Source organism: Sphingomonas sanxanigenens DSM 19645 = NX02 (genome assembly GCF_000512205.2).
GTDB lineage: Bacteria > Pseudomonadota > Alphaproteobacteria > Sphingomonadales > Sphingomonadaceae > Sphingomonas_D > Sphingomonas_D sanxanigenens.
Genome location: NZ_CP006644.1, coordinates 5202057 through 5215239, shown reverse-complemented (window position 1 = coordinate 5215239; position 13183 = coordinate 5202057). Strand labels below are relative to the sequence as shown.

Annotated in this window: 11 protein-coding genes and 2 pseudogenes; 6 read left to right on the top strand and 7 right to left on the bottom strand. The window is 64.2% G+C overall.

Annotated features, from left to right (window positions below):
* Positions 1-12: 12 nt before the first annotated feature.
* From NX02_RS23860 to NX02_RS23850, 3 genes are all read left to right on the top strand, one after another.
* Positions 13-1068, top strand: coding sequence for a GHMP family kinase ATP-binding protein (locus NX02_RS23860; protein WP_025294676.1), 1056 nt, complete (start codon positions 13-15; stop codon positions 1066-1068).
* Positions 1069-1102: 34 nt separating this feature from the next.
* Complete coding sequence (locus NX02_RS23855; protein WP_025294675.1) at positions 1103-2344, top strand: HAD-IIIA family hydrolase; 1242 nt, start codon at positions 1103-1105, stop codon at positions 2342-2344.
* A 110-nt stretch (positions 2345-2454) separates the two neighbouring features.
* Positions 2455-3501, top strand: a complete 1047-nt coding sequence (locus tag NX02_RS23850) for an AGE family epimerase/isomerase (protein WP_245648688.1) — start codon at positions 2455-2457, stop codon at positions 3499-3501.
* Between the two features lie 68 nt (positions 3502-3569).
* On the opposite strand, the gene NX02_RS23845 is transcribed toward NX02_RS23850, so the two are convergent.
* The 6 genes from NX02_RS23845 to NX02_RS23820 all read right to left on the bottom strand — a co-directional run bounded on the left by NX02_RS23845 (position 3570) and on the right by NX02_RS23820 (position 9495).
* On the bottom strand, positions 3570-4289 hold the full coding sequence (locus NX02_RS23845) for a class I SAM-dependent methyltransferase (protein WP_025294673.1): 720 nt from the start codon (positions 4287-4289) through the stop codon (positions 3570-3572).
* A 94-nt stretch (positions 4290-4383) separates the two neighbouring features.
* The gene (locus tag NX02_RS30985) at positions 4384-5232 is read right to left on the bottom strand and encodes a WcbI family polysaccharide biosynthesis putative acetyltransferase (RefSeq protein WP_025294672.1); all 849 of its coding nucleotides are present in this window, start codon (positions 5230-5232) and stop codon (positions 4384-4386) included.
* 8 nt (positions 5233-5240) lie between these two features.
* A complete protein-coding gene (locus NX02_RS23835; protein ID WP_245648687.1) occupies positions 5241-6764 on the bottom strand; it encodes a GSCFA domain-containing protein in 1524 nt (507 codons plus the stop codon).
* A gap of 181 nt (positions 6765-6945) precedes the next feature.
* Positions 6946-7608 carry an ABC transporter ATP-binding protein gene (locus NX02_RS23830; RefSeq protein ID WP_025294670.1) on the bottom strand — a complete coding sequence of 221 codons (663 nt, stop codon included), beginning with the start codon at positions 7606-7608 and terminating at the stop codon, positions 6946-6948.
* Positions 7605-8378: an ABC transporter permease gene (locus NX02_RS23825; protein WP_245648686.1), complete on the bottom strand. Its 774-nt coding sequence runs from the start codon at positions 8376-8378 to the stop codon at positions 7605-7607. Before NX02_RS23825 ends, NX02_RS23830 begins: the two co-directional genes overlap by 4 nt.
* 31 nt (positions 8379-8409) lie before the next feature.
* Positions 8410-9495, bottom strand: a complete 1086-nt coding sequence (locus NX02_RS23820) for a KpsE/RkpR family capsule polysaccharide export protein (protein ID WP_039998030.1) — start codon at positions 9493-9495, stop codon at positions 8410-8412.
* Between the two features lie 334 nt (positions 9496-9829).
* Here NX02_RS23820 and NX02_RS23815 point away from each other — a divergent pair, with 334 nt between their 5' ends.
* The 3 genes and pseudogenes from NX02_RS23815 to NX02_RS31790 form a co-directional block, all read left to right on the top strand.
* On the top strand, positions 9830-11062 hold the full coding sequence (locus NX02_RS23815; protein ID WP_245648685.1) for a polysaccharide biosynthesis/export family protein: 1233 nt from the start codon (positions 9830-9832) through the stop codon (positions 11060-11062).
* A gap of 64 nt (positions 11063-11126) precedes the next feature.
* Positions 11127-12470 carry a glycosyltransferase gene (locus NX02_RS23810; RefSeq protein ID WP_047099849.1) on the top strand — a complete coding sequence of 448 codons (1344 nt, stop codon included), beginning with the start codon at positions 11127-11129 and terminating at the stop codon, positions 12468-12470.
* Between the two features lie 82 nt (positions 12471-12552).
* A pseudogene (locus tag NX02_RS31790) lies at positions 12553-12759 on the top strand (transposase); the annotation flags it as partial.
* A gap of 137 nt (positions 12760-12896) precedes the next feature.
* On the opposite strand, the pseudogene NX02_RS33030 reads toward NX02_RS31790, so the two are convergent.
* A pseudogene (locus NX02_RS33030) lies at positions 12897-13094 on the bottom strand (IS630 family transposase); the annotation flags it as partial.
* Between the last annotated feature and the right edge of the window lie 89 nt (positions 13095-13183).

Sequence of the window (13183 nt, the reverse complement as noted above, 5' to 3'; positions counted from 1 at the left end):
CGAGAAGATGAAATGTTCGAACGGCTGATTCACCGAAACGTCCGCGCGCGTGCGCCGTTGCGTCTGGGGTTAGGCGGAGGCGGCACCGACCTGCTGCCCTATTGCGACGACTTTGGCGGAGTCGTGCTCAATGCCACCATCGACCGTTATGCCTATGCCCATCTGGCAAGCAGGGACGACGGGCGCATCGTGTTGCGCGCCGACGACCTGGGCAGCGGGGATGAACTGCCCGCCACGCTAGATTTCAGCATCCGCGAAGGGCTGGTGCTGCACCGCGCCACCTACAAGATGATGATGGAGCGGTATAACGACGGCAAGGCGATGCCGTTGACCATCTCCACCACGATCGACGTTCCGGCGGGGTCGGGCCTCGGCGCGTCCTCGGCGCTGACCGTGGCCCTGATCGAGGCGTTCGCCCTCGCGCTCAAGCTGCCGCTCGGCCCTTACGAGATCGCCGAGATGGCCTATGATATCGAGCGCGTCCAGCTAGGCATGCTGGGCGGCAAGCAGGACCAGTATGCGGCGGCATTCGGCGGGTTCAACTTCATCGAGTTCCTGAAGGGCGGGGTCGGCGTCATCGTCAACCCGCTGCGCTTGCATCGCGAATACCTGAACGAGTTCGAATCCTCGTTGGTGATCTGTTTCAGCGGCCAGTCGCGGGAATCCGCCCGGATCATCGAGGACCAGGTGTCCGGCCTCAAGCAGATGGACGACAAGACCATCTTCTCGATGCACGAGATCAAAGAACACGCCACCCGCATGAAGACCATGCTGCTGGGCGGCCAGATCCGGCAGACCGCCGACGTGCTGCAGCAGGCTTGGCTGGCCAAGAAGAACACCGCCTCAACCATTTCCAACGGCACCATCGACGGCCTGCTGGACGTGGCGATGCGCAATGGCGCGTGGGGCGGCAAGGTATCGGGCGCGGGCGGTGGCGGCTTCATCATGCTGCTGGCCGATCCGTCGCTGCGTCATCACCTGATCGAGGCGCTCAACGACGCGGGCGGTAGTGCCAGCGCGGTGCGTCTGACGTTCGAAGGCGTGGAAGCCTGGGCGGTTCCGGAATGACGCCAGGGCCAGCAAACGCGGAGGAGTGCCGCTGATGGTCGACCAATGCGCGATCCTGCTCGGCGGGCTGGGCACCCGCCTGGGCAGCCTGACCCGTGAGACGCCCAAGCCACTGCTGCCCGTCGGCGGCACGCCCTTCATCGAACTGCTCGTTCGTGAGGCGTGGCGCCAGGGTTTCCGCAAGGTGGTGCTGCTGGCGGGCTACAAGTCCGAACGGGTGTTCGATTACGTCGATGCCCTGCGCGCCCGCATGCCGCAGGGGCACACCATCGACGTGGTGGTGGAACTGGAGCCGCTAGGCACCGGGGGCGCCGTCGCCAATGCGCTGCCAGTGCTGGACGAGCGATTCCTGCTGTTGAACGGGGATACCTGGTTCGACTGCAACTGGAACGCGCTGTGCAGCACCGATGTCGTGGGCGAAAGGCTGGACAACGCTTCGCTCGCGGTGCGTGCGGTGCCGCTGGCGGACCGCTACGAAACCATCGACTTCTCGGCCGACGGGCAGGTGAGGGCGGTCGTGCCCCGCGGAGAGGCGCTTGCCGCGCCGTACTACGTCAACGGCGGGGCCTATTGCCTGTCGCGCGATCATGTGCGCGGGCTGGGCGAACGCTTTTCGATCGAGCAGGATGTGCTGCCTCGCCTGGCGGCGGCGGGCAAGCTACGCGCACGCAGGTTCGAGGGGTACTTCCTCGACATCGGCGTGCCGGAATCCTACGAACGCAGCCAAGTCGAAGTGCCCGCGCAGCGTCGCAGGCCCGCGCTGTTCCTTGATCGAGACGGCGTGCTCAACCAGGACGAAGGCTATGTCGGCACGACCGATCGCTTCCGCTGGATCGACGGCGCGATGGAGGCCGTGCGCCTAGCCAACGACCTGGGCTATTACGTCTTCATGGTCACCAACCAAGCCGGCGTCGCCCGGGGCTACTACCCGGTGGAGAACGTGAGCGCGCTGTTCGACTGGATGAATGCGCAACTGCGCGCGCAGGGCGCACACATCGACGACTGGCGCTTCTGCCCCTATCATCCCGATGGCACCGTGGAGCAGTACAGCCACGTTCATCCGTGGCGCAAGCCGGAGCCGGGCATGCTGCTGGACCTCATGGAACACTGGGACATTGATGTCCCGGCCAGCCTCCTCGTCGGCGATCAGGACACCGACCTTGCCGCCGCGCGCGCCGCTGGCGTCGCCGCGCACAAGTTCGCAGGCGGAAACCTGCGCGACTTCGTCGCCCCCCACCTTGTTAGCCAGACAGATTCTACGGAAGTCACGACATGAAGCAGCGTATCATGGAACTTGAACAGGAAGCCCGCGCCTGGCTGGTCGACGTCGCCGCGCCGGTGTGGAGCAGCCGCGGGCGCACCGCGTCCGGCCTCTTCCCGGAGCGGATGACGCTGGAAGGCGTGCCCAACGACGAATATTTCCGCACCTTCGTGCAGGCGCGGCACATCTATTCGATGGTCGCGGCGGGCAGGGCGGGCTGGACCGGCCCGTGGCGCGCGCTGGTGGACGAGACGATGCGCGTCGTCATCGCCAGAGCCAAGCGCCCCGATGGCTTCTACGTCCACCGCCTTGATCGTGACGCCGCCGTGCTCGACGCACGGGCGGACCTCTATGACCAGGCCTTCGTCCTCTTCGCGTTGGGCACGGCAGGCGGCGCGCTGGGCGAGAAATCCTTCTTCGACGAGGCCGAGACGCTGCTCGACACGATCGAGGCGAACTGGTCGCACCCGGAAGGCGGCTTCCGCGAGGGTGAGATCGTCGATCCGTCAGTGCGTCGCCAGAACCCACACATGCACTTGTTCGAGGCGTTCAGCGCGCTGCACGAAGCCAGCGGCCGCAAGCGATTCGGCGACGCGGCGGTGGCCGTGGCGGAACTGTGCCGCACTCGACTGGTCGATCCGGTATCGGGTGCGCTGCTGGAGTACTTCGGCGAGGACTGGACCCCAGCGTCGGGCGACGAAGGCCGCATCGCCGAGCCGGGCCACTGCTTCGAATGGGCTTGGCTGTTTGAGCGCCTAGCCCGCTCGGGCGCCCCTAACGCCGTCGCTGTTTCTGACGCGATGACCGCTTTCGGCCGCCGCCACGGCATCGATGCGCAGCGCGGCGTCGCGATCAACGAAGTGCTGACTGACGGCCGCGTGGTCAACGGCAAGGCCCGCCTCTGGCCCCAAACCGAGCGCCTCAAGGTGGCGGTCGTGCGCTATCATCGCACCGGCAGCGACGAGGATCTGTGCGAAGTCGCCGACGCGTGGACCGGCCTGCGCAAGTACTTCCTGCCCGAAGCGCAACACTTGTGGCGCGACAAGATGAATGAGGATGGCAGCTTCATCGAGGAACTCGCCCCGGGCAGCTCGCTCTATCACATCTCCTGCGCGATCTGGGAGATGTGCTCCCTGCGCACCTCCGAGAAAGCGCTGGAGTCCGCTTCCTGATCCTAGGCTTTCGGCCCTTTTCATTCCGGCGGCTCGCCGGAAGGGGATGCTCGGTTTTCAGGCCAGTTTCAGGCGGCCTTGGCTTTTTCAGCCCAGATGACGGATTCGAACCCCCAGTAGCACCACGTCCCCTCCTTTATCTCGCCGGTCTCGGAGGACAGATCTTCGTTGCCGAGGCCGAGAATCCAGTGAATGGGCGGCTGATATCGCGTGGTCGCGTAGAGGATCTCAAGCCCGTTGGCTGTCAGGATGGAGATGATTTTTCCGAAATCCGGCGGCTCCGACAGATGGCCTTCATCGTCGTAGTAATTCAGCGTGCCAGACCTTTTGGGAAACGACGTGCTGTCCTGGGCCGGGAAGGAGATATAGGCCTTCCCCCCCGGTTTCAGCGACCGGGCAAGCGCCTCGGTAGTTCCATAGCGATCTTCGCAGTGCTCTATGTTGTGCGAGGATATGACCGCGTCGATGCTATTTTCGTAGAGTTCTATGGCACTTCGGAAATTGCATGACTTCACGATCATGTATTCGTCGGAAAATCGTTCAGACGACTGATTGTTATCCTCAACATCAATTCCAATGTAATGGCACTCGGGAATGACATCCTTCGTCAACTTCGGAGAGTTATTCCCGCAGCCCAGGTCAAGCACGCGACTTGCGGGGTCAATGGATCGCAGGAATGCGATCTTGCCCCATTCCGGGTTTGGCGATCCTTCCGTCAGCAGTGAGTGTAGGTAATCGGCAATCAGCTTGGACGATACGTCCTTGTTCTCTAGGGGTATGCTGCTCATATATTCTCCATTCACTGGAAATACGAACTTAAGATACCGCATCAGGCAACGCCGGCGCCGCGTTCATTTAGGATTCAGGGAACCGGCACCTTCATCAGAGCAGCGCGGCCACGTAATCGACATGCTGCGCGAACTGCGGATGTGGCGCGATCGCGGCCGCGCCGATCCGTTCGTAGCTTGCGAAGCAGCCCGCGACGAAACCTTCGAGGTCGACGGGGCGATAGCTGCCCACGTCCTTGAAGACATAGCTTCCGGCCACGCCCAGCGTCTCCCCAATTTCCGGGTAGACCGCGAAGGCCGCACCCGTAGCGAGATTGTCGTGCGGAATGATCCCGCCGGGAAACGGCGGGCGGCCCTGTGCGCGCAGTAGTTCCGCCGCGATGTCGTGCAGGACGTGGATGCGCGGATGGTTGATGCTAAACATGAACGCTTCATGCCGCCCCCATGTCCGAATCGGCGCGGCGACGTCGAGGCCGAAAGTGGCCAGATCCTCCACCAGGCGGTCGCGTTCGGGCAGCCACATGGCCATGTAGCCGCAGCGTTCCAGGAAGCTGCCGTTGAAGCGCAGGACAGTATCGGCAACGCTCATCCCGGCGCGGAAGCAGGCATAGGCGATCGCCGAGTGATAATCGCCCACCGGACCGACCACGGGGCGTCCATCGTGCTGGAGGTAGACCAAATCTGGATGGAACACCCGGCAGGTGACCATCGGCAAGGCGACGTGATCCGGGATCGCATCGATCCGTGCGGATGCGATTTCGCCCTTCACACCGTCGGCGATGAACAGGGTGCTGTACTTGTCCATCGTCGCGTTGAAGCGATCGGGATCGGAATTAAACAGAAGGGTGTCCACACCCGTGACCTGCACGTCGGAAACCTGCGCCTGCAAGCAGTTGGCAAGGCCGAAGGTCTGACAGTTCGAAATGACGAGCCACTGCTCCATGGAAGAGTTCATGCCCTTGCGCTGCCCATGATTTCCTCGTCGCACACGATGCCGGCGGCGGATGCCTTGCGCACGGCTTCGGGGGCGACGTCCGCCGCCTTGGGATCGCGGCCGTCGATGTAGTTCTGCATGAAGCAGCGCATGGCGTGGGAAACGCCTAGCGCATTCACTTCACGGCGGTCCGGTTCGTAATAGAGCCCACCCGAGAAGCTGCCGGTGATGATCTCGTAGGACGGGAAATAGTCCACCCAGTCGAACTGCTTAAGCGCCATTTCCGCGGCCACACGCAATACCGCCTTGCTGTAGGTGGTGGAGACGAGGACCGAGCGCGGCTCGTACGTGGCGATCAGGGGGACCGGCGAGACGGTGAGCAGCACCCGCGCGACGGGGTTGAGGGCGTGAAATTTCTCGAGGAAGGTTTTCAGCGCACCGTATGTTTCGGCAAGATCAAAGTTGACGAATGCATGCCGACTTTCATCGAAAGTCCCGCCCACGACGCCGGGCGCGGCGGAAAACACGGACCCGTCCTCGCGCGATCGCCAAGCTTCGGTCAGCCCCAGTGTGAAGACGAAGATGTCGGTCTCCTCGAACAGGCGGCGCACGGCGGCAAGGTGCCGGTCGCGATCGGCGATGACGGCGGCCTCGTCGGCGAAGCCGTCCGGCTCGATCTGCTGACGGAAGGGGTCGATGAAGCGGCCATCGGGACGGGGCCAGGCGCGATCGCGTGGCACCCGCTGCCCGAACGCCTCTTCGAACAACTGGAGCAACTGCACGGTCGTGTAGACGTTACCGTAGCGAGCCGAGAACGTGCCGTAGTTGCGCTTGCCGCGCTGCGCCTCGTCAATGTCGTCGCCTGCCTCGGTCACGAAGTAGTTGAAGCCCGATGCCATGATCCGGCGGGAGATATGCTGCGCAAAGCAGCTTCCCGCAGTGCCAACACGGGCATTCCTACCGATCTTGAAGCGGGTATGGGTGACCGGGTCGATCCGGTGGTGTTCGACGCCGGAAATCGACCGGCGCCAGAACTGGTACGCGGGCAATCCGCGATAGGGGCTGGACGACGCCCCGCTGCACGGCGGGGCGGCCTTGACCGTCAGGCCGGCCAGCAGCAGCCCTAGGTTGCGCTCGTCGTCGCCCATGCCGTGGCGCAAAGGCTGGCCGGGATGGCTGATGCCGATCACGATTTCCAGCGGCCTCCCGGCCTCGCCTTCAGGCAGCGATACCACGACCTCGATGCGTTCGCACCGGAAATGTCGGGAAAAGCTGCGGTCGGCGGCCTGCACCCCGTTGACGGTGACGGTGATGCCCTGCGCGCCGATGTCGGGGGCGACGAAGGGGGAGCCGCTAAGCACCAACAGCAAATCGCGTGGTCGCGCCGGGTCAGCAGCCAGGACGATGCGAGCGGTTTCGCCATCCGTCCAGCGGCCGATAGCCTCGGCTCCGGAAAACCCTTCGAGGGCAAGGAGAAGATCGGGCGATGCCGGTTCGGGACGGGTAAAATCGAGTTCCAGCGGGGGGGGACTAGCGTTCATCACAGCCTCTTCGATGCAGTATCGGCATGGCTGACCCGGCGGGAGCGGAGCCTGCCTGCGGGATGTCAGCCGGTGCGTGACGGGGGGACGTCGGTTCCTGCGGAGGGGCACCATTCCACAACCTGGGATGGATATCAATGAACCGGGGGGCGGCGTCCGGCCCCGGAAAACGGGCGCTTCGTCAAGCCTCTCCGTGCAGGATACGCAAGTGACGATCGTAAGCCTGCTCGAAGTCGGGGTAGAACACCATGTCGCCCTGATGGAGGACGGCGAACCGGCTGCAATGATTGCGCACGTATTCCGGATCGTGAGAAATAATGAGCATCGCCCGGTCGGCGCGCTTCTGGAACAGCTCGACCTCGCAGCGTTCGTGGAAGCGGGCATCGCCCACTGCGCTTACTTCGTCGATCAGGTAGCAGTCGAACTCGATGATCATCGAGACCGCGAAGGCCAGGCGCGCTCGCATGCCCTGCGAATAGGAGCGCACCGGTTCGCGCAGATAGAGGCCTAGCTCGGTGAAATCGGCGACGAAATCGATGTTGCGCTGGTAGTCCTGCTTGTAGATCCGGCTGATGAAGCGGACGTTGTCGAGGCCGGTCAGGGCGTTCTGGAACGCGCCGCCGAAGGCCAGCGGCCAGGATACCGACATGCCCTGTTCGATCCGACCGGATGTGGGGCGCTCTGCCCCGCTGAGCAGGCGGGCGAGGGTGGACTTGCCCGCGCCGTTGCGGCCCAGCACGCCCAGCTTCTCCCCCCGGTCGAGGGTGAACGAGACGTCCTTCAGCACCACCCGGTCGCCGGCGCGGGTGGGGTAGATTTTGTGGATGTGTTCGACCTCGATCATTCGGGCGTGACTCCCCGGTTGACCACGGCGACCTGCGACAGCGCCAGCCAGGTCAGGCCCACGCAGCAGGCGAGCAAGTAAAAGAAATCGTAGTGCACGCGGACTTGCTCGCCAAAATAGCCCTCGCGGACGATCTCGACGCCGTTCACCATCGGCACATAGAGGATGTACTTGCGCGCGGCCGGGGGAAGGGCGTCGACCATGAAGGCCGCGCCGGACAGCGGAAAGGCGAGGTAGGAGATGGGGTGCCAGAGACGCTCCACCATCTCGCTCTTTTCCGACAGGGCACCCAGGAACATGCCGAGCGCGGCGCCGAACCACGCGATCATCACCCATCCGCCCGCGACGGTGAGGATGTCCGCCGGCGGATCCAGCCACCCAATGTAAATGTAGAACAGGCTGAGCGTCACAAACGATATCGTCGCTCCGCCCGCTTCCAGCAGCACGCGGGCGAGGAAGATGTCGATCGCTCGCACGTTGCGGTGGTACATCAGCGCAAGATTTGGATCGATCGCGCCGATACAGCGCGCGGGCATGTTGCGCCAGAGCAGCACGCTGGAATAGCCGGTAAGCGCGAAGGCGACGATCGGCAGGGACGATCCGTGCAGCGCTTCGGTCAGCGTCCAGAGGACCGTGACGCCGGTCGTGAACAGCATGGGCTCCACGAACAGCCACAGGAAGCCGATGTTGTGACGTCCGTAGCGGGTCAGGATCTCGCGCAGGAGGAGGGCATAGACGACTCGCCCCTGCACCAATGCGCTTCGACCCATTGCAGCAAGTTGTGACCGCATGGCGCGCAGCTTAGTCCCGATGCTCCAGCATTCCGGCAACCAGCATGCTGATGATGGCCCAGGCGGCAAGGCCCAGGATAAGGGTTGAAAGGATCCCGCGCAGGCGGCGCGGTTCCAGCGGATCGTCGGGCAGGTTGGGCTGGACGATGCGTTCGACGTAGGCCTGCTTGCGGCGCGCCTCGTTGCGGGCCTCCTCCAGCGAAGCCATGGCGCTGCCGAGCTGCTTGTCGGCGAACTGGCTTTCCAGGTACAGCCGCTGGTAGCGGGCCGCGCGCGAGGAAAGCGACTTGCTGCTGCCCGCGACTTGGCCCAGCTGGTCGTCGATCTCGGCGGCAAGGCCTTTGGCGCGGATGTCGAGTACCTCGATCTGCGGGTTCTGCGGCGTGAAGGCGCGCAGCTGGCGCAGCTGAGTGCGCGTGGCGATCAGTTCGTCCTGCAGCTTGGAGATCATCTGGATCTGGACCTGCGCCTGCTTCTCGGGATCGACCACGCCAGCTTGGTTGCGGTAGGCGGACAGGGCGACGGCGGCGTTCTGCGACTTGGCCTTGGCGTCGTCCACTTCGGTCTGGGCGAAGCGGATGAGATCCTGCTTGCCGCGCTCGTTCAGCTTGTTGACGGTGGCTTCCGCCATTTCCAGCAGCTGTTCGTTAAAGCGGCGAGCGTCCTGCGGGGTGAAAGCGCGCACGGTCATGGTGACGATCGAGGATGTGGTGTCCTGGTCGATCTTCACCTGCTTTTCGTAGTAGTCGTAAAGATCCTCTCCGCTGCCCGAGAAACCGGTGGGGTTGAAGCGGTCGAAGATCGAGATGGACGGGTTGGTATAGGCCTGCACGAAGGCGCCCTTGCTGTTCAGCGCCTGCAGCGCGTCACGCGAAAGGACGAAGCTTTGCGCGGCGTAGATCTCGTCCCCGGCATTGGCGAAGCCGGTGCTTTTGAGCAGCACGCCAAGCCCCGTCGTCGCCGGTTTGTCCGGGCTGCGTACGATGAAGCGGGATTCCGAGATGTAGACGTCCGAGGCGAACAACCCATAATAAAGGACCGCCAGCAATACCGGAACGATCACCGTAACAAAAAACAGCGGCTTGATGCGGCGCATCTTTTCCAAGATATTCAAAGTTCAAGAGTTCCGTACTGCTGCGTCCAGGCTGCCTTGACCGTCACGGGTGGCTGGATGCGCGATCGCATCGTCTTTGTCCATCACTCGACACAGCCTTGCGCTGGCAGATGCCAGCGCAAGGCTGAAGGCGAGCGTCAGCCCCTACCCCGAAGTGCAATTTGCGTCCAGTGAAGAAAGTCTACAAAAGACTGCGGCGGACTATGCCGCCGCACCAGGCGCGTGAGCCGCCGCAATCCTTGTGCCGCCTTGATCTGCACCGGCGATTGCGCCATTGACTGCGGCAACATGCTGACCCCCGCACGTCTGATATTTTTTGGCTGAGTTCCTCATGAAAAGATTCGTGATCGCCGCCCGTTACGTTGGAAGTGGCGTTATTGCCGCATCCTTGGCGGCATGTGCCATGGCACCTGGCGCAGGCCCTTCCGCGCGCAGCGTGGACAAGCTTGAAGACCAAAGCGTAGCTGGCGGGGCAATCCAGGTGATCGACGTCACCGACGCCGTCGCGCGCAACGTCCTGGCTACCAGGAGCCAGTCGCTGTTCTCGGAGGAGCTGGGCGACGGGGAGCCGATCGGTTCGGTCGTCGGCCGCGGTGACGTGCTGGACATCGCCATCTGGGAAGCGCCGCCGGCGGCGCTGTTCGGCAGCGTAGGCGCCGAGGGCCGCCTGTCCAACCCGACGGCCTCCGCCTCCTCCGCGCTTTCGGGCGGCACGACGGCGCGCGGCATGTCCCTGCCCGAGCAGATGGTGGACAGCGACGGCCAGATCGCCATTCCCTTCGTCGGCAGCGTCCAGGCGGCGGGCCGCACGCCGCAGGACATCGCGCGCGAGATCACGGCCCGCCTGCGCGGCAAGGCCCATCAGCCGCAGACTGTAGTGCGCCTAATCCGCAACGCCGCCGCTACAGTCACTGTAGTGGGCGACGTGGCAACGAGCGCGCGCGTCCCGCTCACCGCTCGAGGCGAACGCATCCTGGACGTGCTGGCCACTGCCGGAGGTGTGCGCCAGCCCGTCGGCAAGATGACGATCCAAATCACACGCGGGATGAAGGTGAGCGCGCTACCGCTGGAATCCGTGATCCGCGATCCCCGCCAGAACGTGCGCCTCCGCCCGGACGATGTCATGACAGTGCTGTTCCAGCCCTTCAGCTTCACCGCACTGGGCGCCACCGGCCGCAACGAAGAAATTCCCTTCGAGGCGACCGGGGTGACGATGGCGCAGGCGCTGGGCCGCGTCGCCGGCCTGCAGGATGCCCGTGCCGACGTAAAGGGCGTCTTCATCTTCCGGCTGGAAGACCCCGCCGCGCTGGACCCCGCAACGCGGGCCAGCGCAAGGCTGACGCCGGACGGCAAGTTGCCGGTGATCTACCGAATCAACATGAAGGATCCGGCGACGTTCTTCATAGTGCAGAGCTTCCCCATCCGCGACAAGGACGTGCTCTACGTCTCCAACGCGCCGTTGGCCGACATCCAGAAGTTCGTGAACGTCATCTATTCGACGCTGCTGCCGGTGGCGACGACCGCGACCGCGATGTCGAACAACAATTGACGCGGCACCCGATACTGCACAGGGGGCGTCAAGCCCGGTTTCGCCGTCGCAAGGCAGTGCGCAGATGAAGCTGCGCCTGCCCACCTTCATTGACCTGCTGCCGGCCCGTATTGACGAGGCGGTGGGCACCCGCGCCAAGCGGCGGTGCTGCGTGGCACGTCAGCGCCGCCGCCGGCAGGCGGCGAATGAAACCGGCGCAGCGGAGGGCGCGTCGCTACAGCGGCCCCGTCTATTCGTGGACATGGCGGTGATCAGCAAGAACGATGCGGGGACCGGCATCCAGCGCGTCGTGCGCGCGCTGGCGCTGGCGCTGCGCGATGCGGCTCCGGCGCAGGGCTGGGATATCCGCTTCGTGTCGGCTACCCGCAAGCGCAGCTACTTCGAGATCAGTTGGCCCGATACGGTGTCCGGTCGGGCGCCCGACTTCACCCCGATCCACGCGCGGCCGGGCGATGTCTTCCTGGGGCTGGACTATTCGCTCGACACACTGCGTTGGCACCGCCGCAAGCTAGCCCGGTTCCGGGGGCAGGGCGGGCGGCTGTGGTTCCTGGTCCATGACCTGCTGCCTTTGCAACGGCCGGACTGGTTCTCGCGCAATACGGTGTTGCGCTACCGGATCTGGCTAGATACGGTGGCGGCGCTTTCTGAAGGCTTCGTGTGCAATTCCGGTCACACCGAGACGGAACTGCGCAACGCGCTGGACGAGCGGTATGGCCTGACCGGCGGTTATCGCACGCAGGTGGTGTCGATGGGGGGCAACATCCTCGACGCCGCCGCACCCTCTTACGCCACCGGAGACAACGCCGAGGTCGAGGGCGATATCCCTGCCCCGCGCTTCGATACTTCTCCGCCCTATTTCCTCATGGTCGGCACGCTGGAGCCGCGCAAAGGCCACGGCGATATCGTCGCCGCCTTTGATGCCCTATGGCGCGACGAGGGCCAGCTACGCCTGGTGCTGGTGGGACGGCAGGGCTGGCAGATCGCCGAACTGGCACAGCGCATCCGCTCGCACCCTGAATACGGCGGCAAGCTGCTGTGGCTGGACGACGTGGGCGACCGGGAACTGGCGACCATATACGATGCCTGCGCGGGTGTCGTGATCGCATCCTACGCCGAAGGGTTCGGGCTGCCGCTGGTGGAAGCGCTGGAACATGCCAAGCCGGTACTGGCGCGCGATCTTGCGGTGTTCCGCCCGCACGAGGGCAACGGCGTGCAATACTTCCCGGCCGATGCGGATACTCCGGCGCTGGCGCAGGCGATCCGCCTATGGGCCGACGACGTCGCCAAAGGCCGCGTCGTCGTCACCCCGCCGGAAGCGACTTGGGCGCTGTCCGCCGCTGAGCTGCTTGCCGGCCTTCAAGCGATGCCTTCTGGGGCCGGAGCAGCCGCCAGAGATCGTTCTTCATAGTCCAGATCAGCCATCTGTAGGGCAGGTCACTCCGCCGCCATTTCAAGACGACGAGTCTTGCCGGGGACACGATCATCCGCTTATCGATAGACTCACCACCCGGCACCCTGGCTACGCCGTTTCGATGCGGATCAGGAAACGGATCGAAGAGGTCTTTGGCTGGACCAAGACCAGCGGAAACCTGCGCAAGACCCGGCATCGAAGGCAGGACCGGGTAGGATGGAACTTCACTCTGACCGCTGCGGCGTACAATCTGGTTCGTCTGCCAAAACTGATGGCGAGGGCGTAGCTATGCGAGGAATCCGTCACACGGCGGGTTCTGGCAGCCAACGACTGCCACCTGATGCCGACTTCCCCAAACCGTTGCCCGATAAACCCTTCGAGCCCGGCGATCACCGGGCCTCAAGGAGGGTTTCTCCGCGCCCTGTTAAACCGGATCACCCAGTCCCGCACGATCTGAAGCCCAACGCCGCCGATCCGGGCCGCAGCGCTTCGACTACCGCCGTCGTAAATCTCGGCCAAAGCCAACAGCTGACGCGCCTGGTTCGCGCTTTTCGTCGTCCGCGACAATCGTCGCAGCGCTGCCCCGTCGACATCTTCACGCAAGCCGATCGCTGAACCCATCGCGCCCTACTTCAAAGCCACGGCATCATAGATTCAGATTTCCGACGCCTTGGGAATCCCCCGTGCGTCGCCACCGCGCAGGTTGGTAT